This window comes from Paragemmobacter ruber (assembly GCF_009908315.1).
In the GTDB taxonomy this organism is placed as follows: domain Bacteria; phylum Pseudomonadota; class Alphaproteobacteria; order Rhodobacterales; family Rhodobacteraceae; genus Paragemmobacter; species Paragemmobacter ruber.
In genome coordinates, this window is sequence record NZ_JAAATW010000003.1 from 529,712 (window position 1) to 550,538 (window position 20,827).

At 68.8% G+C, this 20,827-nt stretch carries 22 protein-coding genes; 14 read left to right on the forward strand and 8 right to left on the reverse strand.

From position 1 onward, the window contains the following. Positions 1-42 precede the first annotated feature (42 nt). The gene (locus tag GU920_RS14805; RefSeq protein ID WP_161767844.1) at positions 43-519 is read left to right on the forward strand and encodes a CAP domain-containing protein; all 477 of its coding nucleotides are present in this window, start codon (positions 43-45) and stop codon (positions 517-519) included. A 23-nt stretch (positions 520-542) separates the two neighbouring features. On the opposite strand, the gene GU920_RS14810 is transcribed toward GU920_RS14805, so the two are convergent. Continuing rightward, the gene (locus GU920_RS14810) at positions 543-1,727 is read right to left on the reverse strand and encodes an FAD-dependent monooxygenase (RefSeq protein WP_161767845.1); all 1,185 of its coding nucleotides are present in this window, start codon (positions 1,725-1,727) and stop codon (positions 543-545) included. 95 nt (positions 1,728-1,822) lie between these two features. Beyond that, complete coding sequence (dksA, locus tag GU920_RS14815) at positions 1,823-2,245, reverse strand: RNA polymerase-binding protein DksA (protein WP_161768110.1); 423 nt, start codon at positions 2,243-2,245, stop codon at positions 1,823-1,825. Between the two features lie 171 nt (positions 2,246-2,416). Here dksA and GU920_RS14820 point away from each other — a divergent pair, with 171 nt between their 5' ends. The 7 genes from GU920_RS14820 to GU920_RS14845 all read left to right on the forward strand — a co-directional run bounded on the left by GU920_RS14820 (position 2,417) and on the right by GU920_RS14845 (position 8,333). Next, positions 2,417-3,256 (forward strand): AAA family ATPase, encoded by an 840-nt coding sequence (locus GU920_RS14820; RefSeq protein WP_161767846.1) that lies wholly within the window; start codon positions 2,417-2,419, stop codon positions 3,254-3,256. 482 nt (positions 3,257-3,738) lie between these two features. Then, positions 3,739-5,115, forward strand: coding sequence for a DUF2927 domain-containing protein (locus GU920_RS14825; protein WP_235933313.1), 1,377 nt, complete (start codon positions 3,739-3,741; stop codon positions 5,113-5,115). Positions 5,116-5,168: 53 nt separating this feature from the next. Beyond that, entirely contained in the window at positions 5,169-5,333 is a 165-nt protein-coding gene (locus GU920_RS19360; protein ID WP_201744150.1) for a hypothetical protein, read from the forward strand. Positions 5,334-5,342: 9 nt separating this feature from the next. Next, complete coding sequence (locus tag GU920_RS14830; RefSeq protein WP_161767848.1) at positions 5,343-6,524, forward strand: vWA domain-containing protein; 1,182 nt, start codon at positions 5,343-5,345, stop codon at positions 6,522-6,524. Continuing rightward, the gene (locus GU920_RS14835; RefSeq protein ID WP_161767849.1) at positions 6,521-6,853 is read left to right on the forward strand and encodes a hypothetical protein; all 333 of its coding nucleotides are present in this window, start codon (positions 6,521-6,523) and stop codon (positions 6,851-6,853) included. The genes GU920_RS14830 and GU920_RS14835 overlap by 4 nt, the downstream gene beginning before the upstream one ends. Further along, positions 6,850-7,590, forward strand: a complete 741-nt coding sequence (locus tag GU920_RS14840; RefSeq protein WP_161767850.1) for a DedA family protein — start codon at positions 6,850-6,852, stop codon at positions 7,588-7,590. The genes GU920_RS14835 and GU920_RS14840 overlap by 4 nt, the downstream gene beginning before the upstream one ends. Positions 7,591-7,628: 38 nt before the next feature. Then, a complete protein-coding gene (locus GU920_RS14845) occupies positions 7,629-8,333 on the forward strand; it encodes a M48 family metallopeptidase (protein ID WP_161767851.1) in 705 nt (234 codons plus the stop codon). On the opposite strand, the gene GU920_RS14850 is transcribed toward GU920_RS14845, so the two are convergent. Genes GU920_RS14850 through GU920_RS14860 form a run of 3 tightly spaced genes read right to left on the reverse strand, consistent with a single transcriptional unit; the run spans position 8,309 to position 10,832 of the window. Continuing rightward, a complete protein-coding gene (locus GU920_RS14850) occupies positions 8,309-8,869 on the reverse strand; it encodes an RSP_2648 family PIN domain-containing protein (RefSeq protein WP_161767852.1) in 561 nt (186 codons plus the stop codon). The genes GU920_RS14845 and GU920_RS14850 overlap by 25 nt on opposite strands. Beyond that, on the reverse strand, positions 8,869-10,101 hold the full coding sequence (locus GU920_RS14855) for an RSP_2647 family RNA methyltransferase (RefSeq protein WP_235933315.1): 1,233 nt from the start codon (positions 10,099-10,101) through the stop codon (positions 8,869-8,871). The genes GU920_RS14850 and GU920_RS14855 overlap by 1 nt, the downstream gene beginning before the upstream one ends. A gap of 38 nt (positions 10,102-10,139) precedes the next feature. After that, positions 10,140-10,832 (reverse strand): DUF6778 family protein, encoded by a 693-nt coding sequence (locus tag GU920_RS14860; RefSeq protein ID WP_161767853.1) that lies wholly within the window; start codon positions 10,830-10,832, stop codon positions 10,140-10,142. A 303-nt stretch (positions 10,833-11,135) separates the two neighbouring features. Between GU920_RS14860 and edd the strand changes: the two genes are divergently transcribed. Together edd and eda are read left to right on the forward strand one after the other, a co-directional pair. Beyond that, the gene (gene edd, locus GU920_RS14865) at positions 11,136-12,941 is read left to right on the forward strand and encodes a phosphogluconate dehydratase (RefSeq protein WP_161767854.1); all 1,806 of its coding nucleotides are present in this window, start codon (positions 11,136-11,138) and stop codon (positions 12,939-12,941) included. A gap of 102 nt (positions 12,942-13,043) precedes the next feature. Continuing rightward, positions 13,044-13,682: a bifunctional 4-hydroxy-2-oxoglutarate aldolase/2-dehydro-3-deoxy-phosphogluconate aldolase gene (eda, locus tag GU920_RS14870; protein ID WP_161767855.1), complete on the forward strand. Its 639-nt coding sequence runs from the start codon at positions 13,044-13,046 to the stop codon at positions 13,680-13,682. 118 nt (positions 13,683-13,800) lie between these two features. On the opposite strand, the gene GU920_RS14875 is transcribed toward eda, so the two are convergent. From GU920_RS14875 to GU920_RS14885, 3 genes are all read right to left on the reverse strand, one after another. After that, a complete protein-coding gene (locus GU920_RS14875; RefSeq protein ID WP_161767856.1) occupies positions 13,801-14,349 on the reverse strand; it encodes a hypothetical protein in 549 nt (182 codons plus the stop codon). 284 nt (positions 14,350-14,633) lie between these two features. Beyond that, positions 14,634-14,906, reverse strand: coding sequence for a hypothetical protein (locus GU920_RS14880; protein WP_161768112.1), 273 nt, complete (start codon positions 14,904-14,906; stop codon positions 14,634-14,636). Continuing rightward, the gene (locus tag GU920_RS14885; protein WP_449301116.1) at positions 14,893-17,718 is read right to left on the reverse strand and encodes a [protein-PII] uridylyltransferase family protein; all 2,826 of its coding nucleotides are present in this window, start codon (positions 17,716-17,718) and stop codon (positions 14,893-14,895) included. The genes GU920_RS14880 and GU920_RS14885 overlap by 14 nt, the downstream gene beginning before the upstream one ends. A 163-nt stretch (positions 17,719-17,881) precedes the next feature. On the opposite strand from GU920_RS14885, the gene GU920_RS14890 reads away from it, so the two are divergent. From GU920_RS14890 to GU920_RS14905, 4 genes are all read left to right on the forward strand, one after another. Next, positions 17,882-18,352: a YbaK/EbsC family protein gene (locus GU920_RS14890; protein ID WP_161767858.1), complete on the forward strand. Its 471-nt coding sequence runs from the start codon at positions 17,882-17,884 to the stop codon at positions 18,350-18,352. Between the two features lie 301 nt (positions 18,353-18,653). Then, positions 18,654-19,115 carry a DUF2852 domain-containing protein gene (locus tag GU920_RS14895; protein WP_161767859.1) on the forward strand — a complete coding sequence of 154 codons (462 nt, stop codon included), beginning with the start codon at positions 18,654-18,656 and terminating at the stop codon, positions 19,113-19,115. A 100-nt stretch (positions 19,116-19,215) separates the two neighbouring features. After that, the gene (locus tag GU920_RS14900) at positions 19,216-19,662 is read left to right on the forward strand and encodes an RDD family protein (protein WP_161768113.1); all 447 of its coding nucleotides are present in this window, start codon (positions 19,216-19,218) and stop codon (positions 19,660-19,662) included. A gap of 197 nt (positions 19,663-19,859) precedes the next feature. Then, positions 19,860-20,699 (forward strand): arginyltransferase, encoded by an 840-nt coding sequence (locus GU920_RS14905; protein WP_161767860.1) that lies wholly within the window; start codon positions 19,860-19,862, stop codon positions 20,697-20,699. Positions 20,700-20,827 lie beyond the last annotated feature (128 nt).

Here is a 20,827-nt window from a genome sequence, read left to right on the forward strand (position 1 = left end):
GACTGCGCGGACCCCGTCCGCCCCTCCTGCCCAAGGTGCCCCATGCCCCGCCGCGCCCTCGCTTCGCTTTTGTCCGTGGCCATGCTCCTTGCTGCTGGCCCGGCCCTCGCCTGCCGCCTGCCCGAAGGCGCCGCCCGTCTGGCCGACGCCACGCTGGCCGCGATCAATGCCGAACGCGGCCAGCGCGGCATGGCCCTTCTCGACCCTGATCCGCAACTGACCGCCGCCGCGCAGGCCCATGCCTGCGACAGCGCCGCCCGCAACCGGATGAGCCATCGGGGCAGCGACGGCAGCACCATCGCCCGCCGCGTGCAGCGCGAAGGCTACGCCTATCGCATCATCGCCGAAAACGTGGCCGCAGGCTATCGCAGCGCGGGCGCGGTGATGCAGGGATGGATGAACTCGTCCGGCCACCGCCGCAACATCCTGGACCGCACCGCCCGCGACGTGGGCATCGGCCTTGCCACCGCCCGCGACGGGACGCTGCACTGGGTGCTCAACCTCGGATCGCGGCGCTGACCGCGCCGCCGCCGCCCTGCGCCTCAGCCCCGCGTCACGTCATGGCCGTATAGCCAGTCGAACCGCCGCAGCGCCAGCCCCGGCGCCACCCGCCCCGCCACGTGTAGCGCGGTATGGCCCACGACCCGCGCCATCCCGCGCAGGTGATAGTTGCGCGCATTGGCATCCGCCGCCGCCACGATCCGCGCACAGCGCGCGGCCCGCGCCTGACGATAGGCCGCAAGCGCCGCCGCGTCCCCGTCATGCCCGGCCAGCGCCGCCGCCAAAACCCACGCATCCTCCAGCGCCATATTCGCCCCCTGTGCAAGGAAAGGCAGCGTCGGATGCGCCGCATCACCTAGGATCGCCACCGCCCCCTGCGGCAGCGCCCGCCCCCAATCCGCGACCACGGGATGGCGGAACAGCCCCCACAGCCACACATCCTCCACCCGCTCCAGCCAGCCCCGCACCCGCGGGCCGAACCGGGAAAAGGCCAGACGCAGCTCCATCGGATCGTCGCGCAGCGACCAGCCTTCCTCGACCCAGCGCCCCCGCTCTTCCACCGCCACGATGTTGCGCCACGCCCCGCCGCGCAGGGGATAGCTCACCAGATGCCGCCCGGGGCCCATATGCACCTCGGCCTCGACCGGATCGCCGGGATCGTTCGGCACCACCGCGCGCCACGCCACCTGATGGGTAAAGAACGGCGCCACCCGGCCATTCAGCGCCACGCGCACCGGGGAATGCAGCCCATCCGCCCCGATCAACAGCCCCGTCTCCACCTCCCCGCTCTGCGCCATCCTAAGCCGGGGCCGGTCGCCCGACAGATCCACCGCCTCCGCCCGCTGCAACAGGCGCAGCGTGACCCCGGCCTCTTCGGCCCCCGCGCGCAGAAGCGCGATCAGATCCGCCCGGTGGATGAAGTGCCAGCCCTGCCCGGGGCGCAGCCCCGCCAGATCCATCCGCAGCACGGCCGCGCCGTCCCGCCCATCGCGCAAGACCACCGCCTGCGCCCGGAGCGACGCCGCCGCCAGTTGCGGGCCAAGGCCCAATGCCGCAAGCACCGCCGCGCCATTGGGCGAAACCTGCAGGCCCGCGCCCACCTCGCGGATGGCGTCGGCCTGTTCCAGCACCGTGACCGCCGCCCCCCGCAGGGCCAGCGCCCGCGCCACCGCCAGCCCCGCCACGCCCGCGCCCAGCACCGTCACCGGCCGCCCGATCAGGCTCATCCCCCGCCCCTCTCCGCCACAGCAAAACGCCGGACCCGCAGGCCCGGCGTCAGTTTCTGCCGATGGGTGCCGCCCCGCAAGGGCCGCGCCCGCGTTCAGTCGTCGCGGTGCACCTTTTCGCGCCGTTCGTGCTTTTCCTGCGCCTCAAGCGTCATCGTGGCGATCGGGCGCGCATCCAGCCGCTTCAGGCTGATCGGTTCCCCCGTCATCTCGCAATAGCCGTATTCGCCATTCTCGATCCGCCGCAGCGCCGCGTCGATCTTGGCCACCAGCTTGCGCTGCCGATCCCGGGTGCGCAGTTCTAGCGCGCGGTCGGTCTCTTCGCTGGCGCGGTCGGCGATATCGGGCACGTTGCGCGCCGAATCCTGCAGGTTGTCGATCGTCTCGGCGGATTGTTCCAGCAGCTCGTTCTTCCAGTTGATCAGCTTGCGCCGGAAATATTCCAGCTGCCGATCATTCATGAACGGCTCGTCTTCTGCCGGGCGATAGTCGTCTGGAAGAAAAACCTCGGGCTTCATCACTGCTTTCTCCGTCTGGTCGGATCGCGCCGACAGGGGGTCTGCTGGCATGGCGCGCTCCTGTTGGCGCTGCGTCTAGACCATAGACAAAGGATTGTCACTAGCAGTTGCGACGGAAAAGCGCGGGCGCTAGGGTCCGCGCTGCCCTGTCCCGTCGCCCTGCGAGCCCTGATGAAATTCTCCTCAACCTCCGGTTATGTCGCCACCGATGACCTGACCCTTGCCGTCAACGCCGCCGTCTCGCTGCAGCGCCCGCTCTTGGTCAAGGGCGAACCCGGCACGGGCAAGACGGAACTGGCGCGGCAGGTGGCGCAGGCGCTGGCCATGCCGCTGATCGAGTGGCATGTGAAATCCACCACCAAGGCGCAGCAGGGCCTTTACGAATACGATGCCGTCTCGCGCCTGCGCGACAGCCAGCTCGGCGATGCCCGCGTCCATGACGTGAAGAACTACATCCGCAAGGGCAAGCTCTGGCAGGCTTTCGAGGCGCCCGCGCGCGTGGTCCTGCTGATCGACGAGATCGACAAGGCCGATATCGAATTTCCCAACGACCTTTTGCAAGAACTCGACCGGATGGAATTCCACGTCTACGAGACGGGCGAAACCATCCGCGCCACCCACCGCCCCGTGGTCATCATCACCTCCAACAACGAAAAAGACCTGCCCGACGCCTTCCTGCGCCGCTGCTTTTTCCACTACATCCGCTTCCCGGACATCGACACGATGCGCGCCATCGTCGAGGTGCACTTTCCCGGCATCAAGCCCGCGCTGCTGACCGCTGCGCTCACCCAGTTCTACGAGCTGCGCGATGTGCCGGGGCTGAAAAAGAAACCCTCTACCTCCGAGGTGCTCGACTGGCTGCGCCTCCTTCTGGCCGAAGACCTCTCGCCCGAAGACCTGCGCCGCGAGGGCGGCCCCGCGCTGCCCCGCCTGCACGGCGCGCTGCTGAAGAACGAACAGGACGTCCACCTGTTCGAACGGATGGCCTTCCTTGATCGGGCCCGGCGCTAGCGCGACTCACCCAATCTTTGCCGCAACTTGGCCGCAGTTTCGCCACAAAGCGGTCACGGAAAACCGCATTTCTGACACAATCCGCAACACGGCGTGATCGTGCCGTGCAGATAGAGTATGCTGGCGCGCTGCTGCCGCGATCCTTAGTCCGACCTCTGTCTCGGACTTTTCCCGGAATTGACACAGGCGCGCCCTCGTAGGGACATTCTCTAATATCTTTCTGCGGGCAACCGTTTCTCAGTTTGATGGTGTTCTGGTGCCTGTGGTTCTGTTCGAAATCCGGCTTTCTGCCCCGCGCTGCGCGGGTCTGGCCGGTCGCGGACAGGCTGCCGGCCAGAACGGATGGAGCGGTTCCGGTCTGATGACGCGGGGGCGTCAGCGGGTCCGGGGTGACGGAACCGCAGCCTGCGGAGCGTGTTCCGGTGTTGGTCGGGTCGCAAGGCCCCTTGGTAAAAAAGAAAGCAGAGCTGCCACTCATGCGCATGTTCCCGGCCGTTGCGGCCCTGTCCCTGATCCTCTCCGCCTGTTCACCCGCCCCGGTGGCGCAAGTGACCATGAACCGTCCCGCCCAAGCCATGTCCGGCACGGCGCTGCCGCCCCTGCAGGCCTTCGCGCCGCAGGCGGCCCCGGCCGCCGGGCGCAGCAACGCTGACATCGCCCGCGACATCCTCGATCTGGAGTTTCTGCTCGAAAGCGGCCGCGCCCTGCCCGCCCTGTCGCGGTTCGAAGGGCCCATCACCGTGGCCATGACCGGGGACGTCCCCGCCACCGCCCCGCCGGATCTGGCGCGCGCCCTGTCGCGCCTGCGGGCCGAAGCCGGGCTTGACATCCGCGCCGCCACCACCGGCGCGCCCGCCTCCATCACCATCGACTTCCAGCCCCGCGCAACGATGCGCAGGCTGGTCCCCTCCGCCTCCTGTTTCGTGGTGCCGCGCGCCACATCGCTGGCCGAATACCGCGCGCTGCGCGGATCGCCGCAGGTGGATTGGGCCAGCGTCACGCGGCGCGACCGCGTGGGGATCATCGTGCCCTCCGACACCACCCCGCAAGAGGTGCGCGACTGCCTGCACGAGGAACTGGCCCAGGCCGTGGGTCCCTTGAACGACCTCTACCGCCTGCCCGACAGCGTGTTCAACGACGACAACTTCCACACCGTCCTGACCGGCTTTGACATGCTGGTGCTGCGCGTCCATTACGATCCCGCGCTGCGCCCCGGCATGTCGCGGCAAGAGGTGGCCGCCCGCCTGCCCGCGATCCTCGCCCGGCTCAATCCCGCCGGCGAAGGGCGCGCCAGCGCCGGGGGCACCAACATGGCCCCGCGCGCCTGGATCGACGCGGTGGAAACCGCCATCGGCCCGCGCGGCTCGGATGCCGCCCGGCGCCGTGCGGCGGAACGGATGCTGTCCATCGCCCGGGCGCAGGGCTGGCAGGACAACCGTCTCGCCTTCTCGTGGTTCGCGCTGGGCCGCGCGCAGGTGGGCAGCGACATGGCCGCCGCCAGCCGCGCCTTCCTCGAGGCGCGCCGCATCTGGCAAGGCCTCCCCGGGGGCGACATCCGCGCCGCGCATGTGGATATGCAGCTTGCCGCCTTCTCGCTGGCCCAAGGCCGCTTTGCCGAGGCGCTGGCCCTGTCCGACCGCGCCATTCCCGTGGTGCGCCGGGCGGAAAACGCGGCGCTCCTTGCCACGCTCCTTATGATCCGGGCCGAGGCGCAAACCGCCCTTGGCCGCCCCGATCTGGCGAAATCGGCCCGTCTCGACAGTCTGGGCTGGGCGCGCTATGGCTTCGGCACGGATGCGATGGTGCGCGCGCGGCAATCCGATATCGCGGGCCTCGCCGCATCCGGCCGCAGCGGCTGAGACGGGCGGGCCCGGCCTGCCCCGGCCACCGCAAAGATAGGGGCAGAACGGGCATGATCGTGATCGCGGGTCTGGTGTTGGGCGCAGCTTACGGCGCGCGCAAGGCGCTGAAAGCGGGGGGCAAGCGGCTGGACGCGCTGCAATATGGCGCAGGCTTCGGCATCGCCTTCGCGCTTCTGGGCCTGTTCCTGACGCTGTTCATCGACCGCATGGTGTAAGGGCGCGGCATGTTCCTGCCCTTCTTCGCAAGGCTCAGGCAGGAGGGCGTGCCGGTCAGCTTGCGCGAATACCTCGCCTTTCTGGAAGGCATGGAGGCAGGCCTCGTCACCTATGACGTGGACGGGTTCTACCACCTCGCCCGCGTGGTGATGGTCAAGGATGAACGCCATCTGGACCGGTTCGACCGCGCCTTCGCCGCCGCCTTCAACGGGCTGGAACAGATCAGCGCCGATCAGGTGCTGGAGGCCATCGACCTGCCGCGCGACTGGCTCGAAAAACTGGCCGAGCGCCACCTTTCGCCCGAAGAACGCGCCCAGATCGAAGCCCTGGGCGGGTTCGAGGCGCTGATGGAAACCCTGCGCCAGCGGCTGGCCGAACAGAAGGGCCGCCATCAGGGCGGATCGAAATGGGTGGGCACCGCCGGCACCTCGCCCTTCGGCGCCTATGGCTACAACCCCGAAGGCGTGCGCATCGGGCAGGACCAAAGCCGCCACCAGCGCGCGGTCAAAGTCTGGGACCGGCGCGAATTTCGCAATCTCGACGATGGGGTGGAACTGGGCACCCGCAACATCAAGGTGGCGCTGCGCCGCCTGCGCCGCTGGGCGCGCGAGGGCGCGGCGGATGAGCTTGATCTCGAAGGCACGATCCGCGCCACCGCAGGTCAGGGCTGGCTCGATGTGCAAACCCGGCCCGAACGGCGCAACGCGGTGAAGGTGCTGCTCTTCCTCGATGTCGGCGGCAGCATGGACCCCTATGTGAAGGTGATGGAAGAGCTTTTCTCCGCCGCGCGGTCCGAATTCCGCCACCTCGCGCCCTTTTACTTTCACAACTGCCTCTACGAAGGCGTCTGGCGCGACAACCGCCGCCGCTGGGATGACCAGACCCCGACGATGGATCTCTTGCGCACCTATGGCCCCGACTGGAAATGCATCTTCGTGGGCGATGCCAGCATGTCGCCCTACGAAATCCTGCAGGCGGGCGGCGCCAACGAACACTGGAACCCCGAACCCGGCAAACTGTGGCTGGAACGCGCCTGCGCGCAATGGCCGCGCCATCTCTGGATCAACCCCCTGCCCGAGGCACATTGGCACTACACCCAATCCACCCGGCTGATCCGTGACATCTTTTCAAACCGCATGGTTCCGATGACACTGGACGGAATCGCGCGGGGGATAAGGGAACTCAGATGATCGGGCGGCTCTGGCGCAAAAGTCCGGCCCTGACGCTTGCCTTCGCGCTTGCGCTGGCCGCGACGCTGTTCTTCGGCGGGCGGGCGATCATGTTCGCGCTCACCCTGTCCTACCGTGCCGAACTGCCCGTCGCGGGTTGGATGACCCCGCGCTACATCGCGCGCACCTATGACCTCGACCGCGACGATCTGAAAGACATCCTCGACATCGCCGACCGCGACGATCTGCGCCTGCCGCTTTACACCATCGCCCGCGAACAGGGCGCGCCGGTTACCGATCTGATCGACGCCGTGCAGGCCGCCGTTGACGCGCAGGACAAAGACGAATGACCCAAACCCTTCTCGCCCTCGTGCCGGAATGGGGGGCGATCCTTCTGGCCTTGGCCAATCTTCTGGCCTGCCTTGCCCTGCCGATCCCGGCTTCGCTGGTGATGCTGGCCGCCGGGGCCTTTGCCGCGGCGGGGGATCTTGATGCCCTGCCGCTCTGGATCGGGGCGATGGCGGGGGCGCTCTTGGGCGATCAATGCGGCTACTGGATCGGGCGCGGCGTCGGGCCGCGGCTTCTGGTGCGCCTGTCGCAGCGGCGGCGCAGCGCGGCGCTTCTGCGCCGCGCCGTGGCCTGGCTTGAACATCGCCGCCTGCCGGCGATCTTCCTGTCGCGCTGGCTGGCCTCGCCGCTGTCGCCCTACATGAACTTTGCCGCCGGGGCCGCGCGCATCAACTGGCTGGGCTTCACCCTGCCCGCCATGGCGGGGGCCAGTGTCTGGGTCTCGATCTATATCGGTCTCGGCTACAGCTTTTCCGGCGATCTCGAGGCGCTGGGCTCCGTCCTCGGCAACCTTGTCGCCGCCATCGCGGCAGGGGTCGTGGCCATCGTGCTGTGGCAGCTTCTGGGCCGCAATGGCGATGGGCTGGCCGAAGATGACCTGCCCAACGATCCCGCCAGCGATCCCGTCACGCCCCCAGCTGCGCCCGCCTCCCTGGATGCCGCCGCCCCGTCTGCGCCGTCTGCGGATCGCCCTGCGGCGGATCGTCCCCCCACGATCCCGCCCACCACGCCGCCCTGACCCTTCCCCCGCGCGAATTCCTCCCCATATTCTGCCCCATGGCCGCGCTACTCATTCCCACCCTTCTCGCCATCGCCTATGCGCTGATGATGTACCGCTTCTCCGTCTGGCGGACGGCGAAGATGCTGGATGCGCAGTCCCGCCCCCTGACCGATCCCTCCATCACGCGGCTGGCCGACCGCATGGCCGCCGCGCTCGATCTGCCCGCGATCCCGGTCCATGTGTTTGAGGTGGACCCCGTCAACGGCCTTGCCGCCCCCGACGGGCGCATCTTTCTCACCCGCGGGTTCCTCAACCGCAAGATGCGGGGCGAGGTGACGGCCGAGGAACTGGCCTCCGTCATCGCGCATGAGATGGGCCATGTCGCCCTCGGCCATACGCGCCGTCGCATGATCGACTTCACCGGTCAGAACGCCGTCTTCGTCGTGCTCTCGGCAGTCCTGAACCGCTTCCTGCCCTTCATCGGCTTCTGGATCGCCAACCTGATTTCCGCCGCCCTCGCCGCCCGCCTGTCGCAACGCGATGAATATGAGGCGGACGCCTATGCCACGGCGCTGCTCCTCAAATCCGGCATCGGCACGGCACCGCAGAAATCGCTCTTCCGCAAGCTCGACGCGATGACCAAGGCCAACCGGGGCGACACGCCGGCATGGCTCTTGTCGCACCCCTCCAGCGCCGACCGCATCGCCCAGATTGAGGCGAACGAACGCCGCTGGCTTCAACCCGCCCGGCTGCCGTCCTGAGTGACGGCCTTCGCCAGCCGCGGCAGCGATGCCCGCTTGAGCAGCGCCTTCAGGGACACAGGCCCCCCCGCCATCTCTTCCGCCCGGGCGTGAACCCGCGCGATCACCGCGCCCGCCCCCGCGGTGTCGCCCGACCACAATTCCCACAGAAACCCGTCCGGGTCGCGCCGATCCACCCCTTCGCCCGCCAGCACATGGCGCGGAAAATCGGCTGCATTGAAAGTGACGATCGCATCCGCCCCGCTGGCCACCGCCGCCGCCAGCACATGGCGGTCATTGTCATCGGGCAGCACCAGCCGCGCCTCCACCCCCGGCGCGGGCGCCACCATCGCGCGGGGAAACACCTCGCGCATCAGCACGGCCGTCCCGCGTGCCTGCGCCTCGGCCCCCGGCCCCAGCTTCACCGTGGCCCGCGCCCATTCCTCCAGGATCCGCTCCGACCAGCGCGGCTCGTAAAGCCCCGCCTCGGCAAAGCCCAATAGCAGGTCCCGCAACACCGGCGGGAACAGGACGCAGGCATCCAGAACCGCCCGCATCAATCCAGTCGGAAGAACAGCGATTTCAGATAACCGCTTTCCGCCAGTTGCGGCAGCATCGGATGGTCCGGCCCGGCAAAGCCCGTATGCAGAAGCTGCCCCCGCCGCCCGCCGCGCCCGATGCCCCGCGCGCTGGCATTGCGGAAGGCCGCCAGATCGGCCGCATGGGAACAGGAACACAGCACAAGGTATCCCCCCGGCGCCACCAGGGGCGCTGCCAGCCGCGCGATCCGCTCATAGGCCCTGAGCCCCGCCTCCAGCGCAGGTTTCGCAGGCGCAAAGGCAGGCGGGTCGCAGATCACCAGATCGAAGCGCGCCCCTTCGCCGCCCAGCGCCTCCAGCACGGCAAAGGCATCGCCCTGCCGCGTGCTGAACCGCTCCGCCACGCCCGTGGCCCGCGCCCCCGCTTCCGCCAAGGCCAGCGCCGGGGCCGAGGCATCCACCGCCAGCGCCTGCTCTGCCCCGCCCGCCAGCGCGGCAAGGGCAAATCCCCCCACATGGGTGAACACATCCAGAACCCGCGCCCCGCGCGCCAGCCGCGCCGCAAAGGCGTGGTTCGGGCGCTGGTCATAGAAGAGGCCGGTCTTCTGCCCCCCCGTCACATCCGCCATATAGACTGCGCCATTCATCGGCACCGGCACGGGCGCATCGACGCCGCCGCACAGCACCGCCGTCTCTTCCGCCAACCCTTCAAGACCCCGCGCCCGCCCCGTGCCGTTCTTGACGACCGTCGTCACCCCCGTCACCGCCCGCAACGCGGCAACCAGCGGCTCCAGCAACATATCGGCCCATGCCGCATTGGGCTGAACCACCGCCACATCGCCGAAACGGTCGATCACCACGCCGGGCAGACCATCCGCCTCGGCATGGACCAGCCGGTAGAACGGCGCCTCGAACAGCCGCTCCCGCAATTCCAGTGCGCGGGTCAGACGCGCCGCGAACCACGCCTCATCCACCACCGCCGCCGGATCGCGGTCGATCATCCGCGCCACGATCTTCGATTTCACATTGACGGTCACAAGGCCCAGCGCCCGCCGCTCGCCATCTTCCAGCACGGCCAGCGCGCCGGGCGCTATGTTGCCGGTCCGCCGGTCCATGACCAGCTCATCGGCATAGACCCAAGGGAAACCATGGCGGATCGCCCGCGCCTCGGCCTTGGGCTTCAGCCGCACCACGGGAAGGCCGCGCGCGGCGGCCCCATCATCGGAAAATGAGGAAGGGGAGGACATCATGCCCTCCCCTTACCCCGTCCTGTCCGTTTGCGAAAGGCTCAGCGCGCGACGATCACCGGCACGGCCGGGTTCTGCGTGGCCCGGGCGACCAGCGACGGATCCGTCACCGGCCCCGAAAGCTCGCGCCGCAGCGTCTCGACCAGCTTCTCGACCACCACAACCTTCTGCGTCCGTCCGGCCTGTTCCTCGGCAATCGCAGCCTGCCCACCGGCGGCCCGCGCATTGGCCTCCACCCGGCGCGGTCCGTCGATGACCGCCCCCGTGGCCGCATCGCGCACCGTCAGGTTGAACACCATGTTATGCGTGCCGCCCACCGTATAGCGGGTCTTCTCAGTCACCCCGTGGAAACGCACGATCTCCAGCGCCAGCACGGCCTGCCGCGGCCCAGCCATGCCCGCCGTGGCCCGATCCGCCGCCGCCTGGAACAGCGCGGCCACCTGCTGGTGGCGGTCCCCCATGGGGTCGCCCCGCCACACGATATCGGCCAGCGGATAATAGCCATTCGCTTCCGACACCTGCAGCGACCGCGGCACCGCGATCTGCACATCGGTGATCGTGTAGCGCGGTGCCACAACCCGTGCCGCGCCCGTCGCGCCGCTTTCCGCCCCGCGCGAGGCCAGCGTCAGCGGATCATTGGAAACGCTGCGGCTGGCAGGCTCGCTGCTCACACAGGCCGAAAGCGCCATTGCCATCGCCAGACCTGCGAATTTCGTGAAACCGTTCATATCCATACCTCCGGGCTCCTGCCCAATGCACTGGGAAGAGGTATGCGAATCGATTATGGCCAAAATTGGTTAACGGCAGAGCCTTTTCAGGATTTAGTTTTGTTTTGGAAACAATCCCTGCCACAATCGCCATTCCGGCAACAAAACCCGCACCTTTGCCACGCGCCTGCGCAGAAAGCCGCGCATCGGCCCCCGGCCGACGCGGCGCCTGATCCGGGACATCCTGTCACAACCTTCCCGATGCGAGGTGGTTGTTAGCGCTAACACATTCTGCTACCCTGCCGCCAGCCGCCGCCGAAGGAGTCGTCCATGTCCCTCAACCCCGCCATTGCCCGCGTCACCGACCGCATCCGCGCCCGGTCCGAGAACAGCCGTGGCACCTATCTGGAGCGGCTGGCAAAAGCCGCCAAGGACGGCCCCGCGCGCAGCCATCTCGCCTGCGGCAATCAGGCCCATGCCTATGCCGCCATGGGCGCCGACAAGGACAGCCTCGCCGCGGGCCGCGCCCCGAATATCGGAATCGTGACCGCCTATAACGACATGCTCTCCGCCCATCAGCCGTTTGAAACCTACCCCGCACTGATCCGCGCCGCCGCCCGCAAGGCAGGCGCCACGGCGCAGGTGGCGGGCGGCGTTCCCGCTATGTGCGATGGCGTGACCCAAGGCCAGCCGGGGATGGAACTGTCGCTCTTCTCGCGCGACGTGATCGCGCTGGCGGCGGGCGTGGCCATGTCGCACAACACCTTCGATGCGGCCCTCTATCTCGGCGTCTGCGACAAGATCGTTCCCGGCCTCATCATCGCCGCCGCCACCTTCAGCCATGTCCCCACCATCTTCGTCCCCGCCGGTCCCATGACCTCGGGCCTGCCCAATGACGAAAAGGCCCGCGTCCGCAACGCCTATGCCGCGGGCCAGATCGGGCGCGAAGCGTTGATGGCGGCCGAAATGGCCTCCTATCACGGCCCCGGCACCTGCACCTTCTACGGCACCGCCAACACCAACCAGATGCTTATGGAGTTCATGGGCCTCCACCTGCCCGGCGCCTCCTTCGTGAACCCCGGCACGCCCCTGCGCGACGCGCTGACCACGGCCGCCGTGGAACGCGCGGCCCAGATCACGGCACTGGGCAACGATTACCGCCCCGTGGGCGAAATCCTCGACGAACGCGCCTATGTGAACGGCCTTGTGGGCCTGATGGCCACGGGCGGCTCCACCAACCTCGTCCTGCACCTGCCCGCCATGGCCCGCGCCAGCGGGGTGATCCTCGATCTGCAGGATTTCGCCGATATCTCGGAAGCCGTGCCGCTGATGGCCAAGGTCTACCCCAACGGCCTTGCCGACGTGAACCATTTCCACGCTGCGGGGGGCTTGTCCTACATGATCGGCCAACTTCTCGATGCAGGCCTCCTCCACCCCGATGCCAAGACGGTGGCGGGCGACGGCCTCTCCCTCTACAGGCAGGAGCCAAAGCTGAAGGACGGCAAACTGCACTGGGAAGACGGCGCGAACGCAACCCTCAACGACAAGATCCTGCGCCCCGCCACCGATCCGTTCCAGCCGACCGGGGGCCTCAAGCAACTCACCGGCAATCTCGGCCGCGGCGTGATCAAGGTCTCCGCCGTCGCCCCCGAACGCCATGTGATCGAGGCGCCCGCCCGCATCTTCCACGATCAGGACGATGTGAAAGCCGCCTTCAAACACGGCGAATTCACCTCCGATTGCGTGGTCGTCGTTCGCTTCCAGGGGCCGAAGGCCAACGGGATGCCCGAACTGCACTCGCTCACCCCCACCCTCTCCGTCCTGCAGGAACGCGGTCTGAAAGTCGCCCTCGTCACCGATGGCCGCATGTCGGGCGCCTCGGGCAAGGTGCCGGCCGCCATCCATGTCTCGCCCGAAGCGGCGACCGGTGGCCCGCTCGCGCGCCTGCGCGACGGCGACATCATTCGCCTTGACGCCACCGCAGGCACGCTCACCGTGCTCGCCCCCGATTTCGACAGCCGCACCCCCGTCACCGCCGACCTCTCCGCCAATGAGTTCGGCATCGGGCGCGAACTTTTCGCCGCCTTCCGGGCCCATGTCGGCCCCGCCGAAACAGGGGGCGCGGTCGTCGTCTGACGCCGCACCTTCCCCTCCTTCCCCGTTGCGAAAACATCCTGCGGGGGTCCGGGGGCGCAAAGCCCCCGGGTCTTTCCACCAGACCCACGCCAGAGGATCGCCATGACCCCCGCCGAACAATCCGCCGCTGCCCTCCGGGTTTGCCAACTCGCCCCCGTCGTCCCGGTCCTCGTGATCGACGATCTCGCCCATGCCGCCCCCCTCGCCCGCGCGCTGGTCGCAGGCGGCCTGCCCGCGCTCGAGGTCACGCTCCGCACCCCCGTCGCACTCGACGCGATCCGCGCCATGGCCGATGTCGAAGGTGGCACCGTGGGCGCAGGCACCCTTCTCACCCCCGCCGATGTGAAGGCCGCGAAGAAGGCCGGTGCCACTTTCGGCGTCTCCCCCGGCGCCACCGACCGCCTCATCAAGGCCTGCGAGGATGAGGGCCTCCCCCTCCTGCCCGGCGCGGTGACGGCGACGGAAATCATGACGCTCCTCGAACGCGGCTATACGGTGCAGAAGTTCTTCCCCGCCGAACAGTCGGGCGGCGCGGCTTTCCTCAAATCCATCGGCTCCCCCATCCCGCAGGTGCGCTTCTGCCCCACCGGCGGCATCAGCCTGAAAAACGCGCCCGATTACCTGTCGCTCAAGAACATCCTCTGCGTGGGCGGCTCCTGGGTCGCCCCGAAAGAGGCGATGGCCACGGGCGACTGGGCCGCGATCACCAAACTCGCGACCGAGGCGCGCGCCCTGCGCTAGGCGCGGGTCCCGCCCCTGCGGCGCGCGCGCTCTCCCCGCGATCTGTGGGCGGGCGCATAGGCCCCCCCTGCCGCCCTGATCGCAGCCCCCCTATCCGAAGGGGATGGCACAGACCTGGCTACTGCGGTGCAGGCGGGGTCACATCCGCAAGAAAGCGCCTGATCTCCGCCTCAAGCCGGCTCGGTGACGTTTTCAGATCAATCGTTGGGATGTGAATTCGGTCGATCTGCATCAGAAGACCAAGGCGCCCAAAGACCCGATAACTGCCATTCCAGTCCAACCGCCGCAGCCCTTCCGCCGAAAGCGTAAGCATGAGTTGTGCGCCTCCCCACCAATTCACAGGGGTGATGGTCACATCCGTCACATCCGTCCAGGGAATCTCGCTGCGGAACTGGCGCCTGTCCAGTATCCCGGTTGACCGCAACCGCACCGGAAACCTCGGGCCGAACACAAGGCGCCGCAGCGCCACAAGCGCCGCGATCCCACTGAACAAAAAACCGAACCAGCCCATGACGATGCTGACGGGGCCATCCCGCCGCAACACGATCCACCCTTCCCCGATGGCCAGTGAGACAGCCGCAAAGCCCAAGGCGCCTGCCAGCAGGCCAACCAGCCCCGCGACAGAGCGCGCGATCCTCACCTCATCCCTGGCGCCGTGATCGGCCATGCTGCCTCTCGCCCTGACTGCGGATCCGACATGTCCCGACAGGCCGCCCGCCTAACGCCACTCTGGCCCACATCCACTTGCCAAAAAAGGGCTTTACCTCGGTCCATCCCAAATCCGCCCGCGCTGCGGGGGGCGGGCGTGACGGGGTCAGTGTGCGGCCTCCCTGCCCCGCAAGACCGCAAACGTCAGCGGCACAGGCACGCCCACCCCCCCGGTCTGTTTGGACCACGCAAAGGTCGCACCCGACGGCGCGACCTCCCCCCAAACTTTCCCAAGAGTTTCCCTCAGACCCCGCCCACCCGCGCGGCGCGCCCCCCGCGCCGCTTCGGCGCGTCCGGCGTCTTCAACCCGTCTTCCAACACCTGCGACATGGGATGGCCGGGCGCGCCCAGCGCATATTCCGCGATCAGCACCCGGACCGCATCCTTCATCGGCGCATCCACCGGCAGGCTCAGCGCCCAGTCGACAAAGATCGACCGGCACTCCCCCAGCGTGATCCCCTCGATCCGATAGCTTTCCCGCACCAACCCCTTGGGGTCCGCCTCATCCAGCCGCACTGCCCGTCTCCCCATCCTCTGCCCCTCGCGCCGCGCCCCCAAGCAGGGCAAGGATCACCGCCTCGGCCTGCCCCGCCACCCGTTCCAGCCGGTCGGTCAGGCCCGCCTCCGCAGCCTCTCCCGTCTCGCGCAGCAGGAAGGCCCGTCCCCCCTCGCCCAGCCGCGCCGGGTCCAGCGTGCCTTCCGTGATCAGCCGGGTCCCGGCCTGCAGGCGCCACATCAACCTGTAGGCCGCCAGCAGCGCCGTCGCGCCCGAATCCGACAGGATACCGCCCTTTCGCCCCGCCTCGATCTGCCGTTCCACCCCGCGCGCGGGCGACCCGGTCAGCAGCGCTGCCATCTGCGCCGTCAATTCGATGTCCATCAACCGCCCGGGACCGTTCTTCGCCTCCCACACCCCGCGCGCGGGTTTCGCCTGCGCCAGCCGCGCCCGCATCTCGGCCACGTCGCGCCGCACGCCCGGCCCCTGCCCCTTGCTGGCGACAACCGCGCGCCGCACGGCCTCCACCTCTGCCATCACCTCGGGCGCCCCCGCCATGGGCCGCGCCCGCGTCAGCGCCAGATGCTCCCAGGTCCAGGCCTCGGTCTCCTGATAGCTGGTGAAAGACTGGATCGACGTCGCCACCGGCCCACCCCGCCCGCTCGGGCGCAGCCGCATGTCCACCTCGTAAAGCCGCCCCTCCGCCATCTGCGCCGTCAACGCCGTGACCAGCGCCTGCGTCAGCCGCGCATAATAGGCCCGCGTCGCCAGCGGGCGCGGGCCCTCCGACATCTCCACACCCTGCGCATCATAGATCACGATCAGGTCAAGGTCCGATCCCGCATTCAGCCGCGCCGCGCCCAGCGATCCCATGCCCAGCACCGCCGCGCCCCGCCCCGGCATCGCGCCATGCCGGCCCGCAAACTCGGCCACCACCACGGGCCACAGGGCCACGATCACCGCCTCGGCCAGATCGGCATAATGCTTGGCCGCCTCGAAGGCATCGACCAGCCCGCGCAGGTGATGCACCCCCACCCGGAAATGCCACTCCTTCATCACCCGCCGCGCGGCATCCAGCTTCTTCTCATAATCCCCCTGTTCCGCCATCGCGCGGCCCAGCGCCTCGGCCAGCGGCCCCACCTCTGGCCAGGGCGCAAAGAAGGACCCGCCGATCACCCCGTCCAGCACGCCCGCATTGCGCGACAGATACCGCGCCAGCAGGGGCGAGGTACCTGCGATGTCGATGATCAGGTCCACCAGCGCAGGGTTGGCCTCGAACAGCGCAAAAAGCTGCACCCCCGCCGGCAGCCCCGCCAGAAACCCGTCCAAGGCCAGCAGCGCCTCGTCAGGATTGGCCGCCCGCATCAGGCGCTTCAGAAGCACAGGCCGCAGGCGGCGAAAGATGGCCTGCGCCCGCTCGCTGCGCAGGGCGGGATACTGGCCCCAGCCCTCCACGACCGCCCGCGCGGTGGGCGACAGGTCCGGCAGCGCCTCCACCTCGCCCGGGGCAAAGAACCCCTCGGTCAGCGCATCCACCCGCGCCAGCCGGTCCAGAAGGCCCGCCCGAAAGGCATCCTCGCGCTGGCCGCAAAAGGCCGCGATCCGCGCCACGCCCTCCGCCGTGACCGGCATCACATGGGTCTGCGCATCGCCCACCATCTGCAGCCGGTGCTCCACCTCGCGATGCGCGCGGTAAAGCGTGGTCAACTCCGCCGCCACATCCGCCGGGATCCACCCCTTCGCCGCCAGCGCCGCCAACCCGCCCACCGTGCTGCGATCCCGCAGATCGGGATCGCGCCCCCCCGCAATCAACTGCCGCGTCTGGGTGAAGAACTCGATCTCGCGGATGCCGCCCTGTCCCAGCTTCATGTTATGCCCCTCCACCGTCAGGGGGCGGTTCAACTGCCGATGCTCGCGGATGCGCAGCCGCATGTCATGGGCATCCTGGATCGCCGCGAAATCCAGATGCTTGCGCCAGACAAAGGGCGTCAGCGCCCGCAGGAACCGCTCCCCCGCCGCCAGATCGCCGCCACAGGGCCGTGCCTTGATATAGGCCGCGCGCTCCCATGTGCGCCCAACGCTTTCGTAATAGCTCTCCGCCGCCGCCATCGAGATGCAGACCGGCGTCACCGCCGCATCGGGCCGCAGCCGCAGATCCGTGCGGAACACATAGCCCTCCGCCGTGTTGTCCGACAAAAGCGCCGCCATCTTGCGCGTCACGCGGATAAAGGCCGCCCGCGCCTCCTGCGCGGCCTCGCCATAGCGGGCATCATCGAACAGGCAGATCAGGTCGATGTCGGACGAGTAATTCAACTCCCCCGCCCCCATCTTCCCCATGGCCAGCGCCACCATCCCCGCCCCCGTCGCCGCATCCTCCGGCACCGCCCCGGGCAGCTTGCCGCGCCGGATCTCTTCGGCCACGAAGGCCCGCACCGCCAGATCCACCGCCCGGTCGGCCAAGGCCGTCAGCGCCCCCGTCACCGCCTCCAGCGGCCAGACCCCCCCCAGATCGCACAGCGCCGTCAGCAGTGCCGTGCGCCGCTTGGTCACCCGCAGCGCCACGCCCAGCGCCTCGGCCCCCTCAACGGCATGAAGATCGGCCAGCATCCCCGCCATCGCCGTCTCCGGCGTCGCCTCCAGCGCGCCGCGCAGCCAGGCCCCCTCCTGTGCCATCAGCCCCTTGAGAAACGGGCTACACCCCGCAACAGCCCCGATCAGCCCCGCCACCTCGGGCGGCAGATCGGAAAAGGCACGCGCGGAATCCCGCGCCGCCTCGGTGTCATGGGCGATGGGGGAACGGGTCAGGCGGGCGGCGAAATCGGCATGGGTCATGACCCGCACCATGCGCCGCAGGCCACATCCCCGTCAACGCACCCCCGTCAACGAACCCTCAACGTACCCCTCAACGCGCGCCCCCCCGCAGCCCCCCACAGCACCCCCCGTTGCCCTCCCCCCATCCGCAGGCTACACCGTCCTTCCGCAATCGGAGCCCCGCATGAGCAAGAGCCTCGCCCGCGTCACCGCCGCCCTGCACGCCTCCGGCCTGTCGATCACCCCGCTCGAGATGCCCGCCGAAACCCGCACCGCCGCGCAGGCGGCCGCCGCGGCTGGTGTGACCATCGACCAGATCGCGAAATCCATCCTCTTCGCCGGGGCCACCACGGGGCAGCTCTACCTCTTCCTCACCGCAGGCGGCAATCAGGTGGATCCCGACCGCGCCGCCACCCTCGCGGGCGAGGCGCTGGGGCGCGCCGACATCAACAAGGTCCGCGACATCACGGGTTTCGCCATCGGCGGGGTCGCCCCCCTGGGCCACCTCACCCCGCTGCCCACATGGTTCGACCCGCGCCTGATGGAATTCTCCGTGATCTGGGCCGCCGCCGGCACACCGCGCCACATCTTCCCCATCGCGCCCGCCGACCTGCACCGCATCACCGGCGCCACCCTGGCCCCCTTCACCGCCTGACCCCCAAGCGCCCCCCTCACGGCCCCTCGCTTCATCTTGGCCCCAAATACCCTCAGGGGGTGAATTGGCGCACGCGCCAAGAGGGGGCGGAACGCCCCCCAACGGGCCCCGCACGCGCCGCATGGCGCGGGTGGGGAGAACAGGCTTGCGCGGGCCGCGCCCGCGCGCCGCAAGATCACCGCAGCCACGGCAGGGCAGCGATGTAAATTATTTTAACATACCCCCTTGATCCGACCCCCCGCACCCCTCATCTTCCCCAATGTGAAAGAGCTTCACATACACGATCAACGGGAGAACGCCGATGAACACCTCCTCCACCGCCGCCCGGGTCCAGGCCTATGTTCCCGGCGGCCTCCTCTCCTGGCCCCGCCGGGCCGAGGCCTGGCTCGACGGCCATGGCCGCAAGGCCTGGATCACCGCCATGGTGCTGGGCTTCATCTTCTTCTGGCCCGTGGGCCTTGCCCTCGTCGCCTATATGACCATGACCAACCGCTGGAGCAAAACCATGTTCGGATCCACCTGCCGCAAGTCCCGCCGCGCCGAATGGGGGGCGCACCGCGTCTATGCCTCTTCGGGCAACAGCGCCTTTGACGCCTACAAGGCCGAAACCCTGCGCCGTCTGGAAGACGAACAGGCCGCCTTCGAGGGCTTCCTCAACCGCCTGCGCGAAGCCAAGGACAAGCAGGAGTTCGACGCCTTCATGGCAGACCGCGCCCGCACTCCCCGCCCGGGGAACGACCTTCCCCCGCCGGCCGAGGCCTGATCGCCTGACGCCACGACACCGGCTTGATCCGGTGGCACTTGATCCGGTGGCCCGCAAGGGCCACCTCTTCCCCATCCGCCCGCAGGAACCCGCCGCAATGATGACCGACAGCCTGATCCACGTCCAGCCCGACCCCGACCGCCACGCCGAATTCTACAGCGGTGTCGCCTTCAAGCGGGGCATCGCCTGGATCGTCGATACGATCTTCGTCACGCTCATCGTGGCCCTCGTCGCCATCGTCACGGCGCTGACGGCGCTGTTCATCCTGCCGCTCGTCTGGCTGGCCGTGGGCTTCCTCTACCGCTGGATCACCCTGTCGGGCAATTCGGCGACCTGGGGCATGCGGCTGATGTCGATCCACTTCCTCGATCGCTACGGCCAGCGGTTCGACGCCGCCACCGCCTTCCTGCACACCTTGGGCTATTCGCTCTCCATGGCCTTCGTGCTGCCGCAGATCCTCTCGGTCGCGCTGATGATCATCAGCCGCCGCGGTCAGGGCCTGACCGACTTGGTGCTGGGCTCCGTCGCGATCAACCGCGCCGCCTGATCCCCGCACCCGGCCCCCCCACGCCCGCCCCCCGCACCTTCCGGCACCCTCCGCCCGGGGGCGCTGCGGCGGTTTTCGCAAGGCGGCGGTGTTTTCCACGGAAATCGGCGGAAAACGCCCCGCTCTCGCCCCAATCCCGGCTTGGCGGCGACCATCTCCCTTGCTAGGGTTGCCTCTGTCCCGAGGTTGATCGCAAGATGCGCCACACCCTTCCCATCGCGCCCCAGTTCTATGTGACGGCCCCGCAGCCCTGCCCCTATCTCGAGGGGCGGATGGAACGGAAGCTGTTCACCGCGCTGCAGGGGGAACATGCGCAGAAGCTGAACGACACGCTGTCCAAACAGGGCTTCCGCCGCAGCCAGAACGTGCTCTACCGCCCCTCCTGCGCGGAATGTTCGGCCTGCCTCTCCGCCCGCATCCGCGTGGCGGATTTCGAACCCCGCCGCACCCAACGCCGGGTGCTCAAGCGGTGCGGGGACCTGCGCCGCAACGCCACCTCGCCCTGGGCGACCGAAGATCAGTTCTCGCTCTTCCGCCGCTATCTCGACACGCGCCACGCCGATGGCGGGATGGCCGACATGGACATCTTCGAATTCGCCGCCATGATCGAAGAGACGCCGATCAAATCCCGCGTGATCGAATATACCCGCCCCGCCGGCCCCGGCGAACGCGGCCGCCCGCTGGCCGCCGTCTGCCTGACCGACGTCTTCGATGACGGGCTGTCGATGGTCTACAGCTTCTATGACCCCGACCTCGCCGATCTGTCGCTGGGCACCTACCTGATCCTCGACCACGTCGCCATCGCGCGCGAAGCGGGGCTGCCTTACGTCTATCTCGGCTATTGGGTCCCGGGCAGCCGCAAGATGGGCTACAAGGCGGGCTTCTCGGCGCTGGAGATCTACAAGGGCGGGCGCTGGCAGGACATCGGCGATCCCGCCGCGCACAAGGCCGAACTGCACCCGCTGTCGGTCGATCCCATCGCCGAACAGGTGGCGCGCATCAGCCTGCCCGAAACCCGCACCCCGCGCGACGCCTGATCCCGCGCGCGCCGGACGTGACCTTCGCGCCACGCGCGGCGGCAATTCCCTGCCGGAACGCGGAAAATCGCCACCCGGCACCTTGTCCCGGCCGATCCGCACCCGATGTGGGGCACACAGCGTTCGCT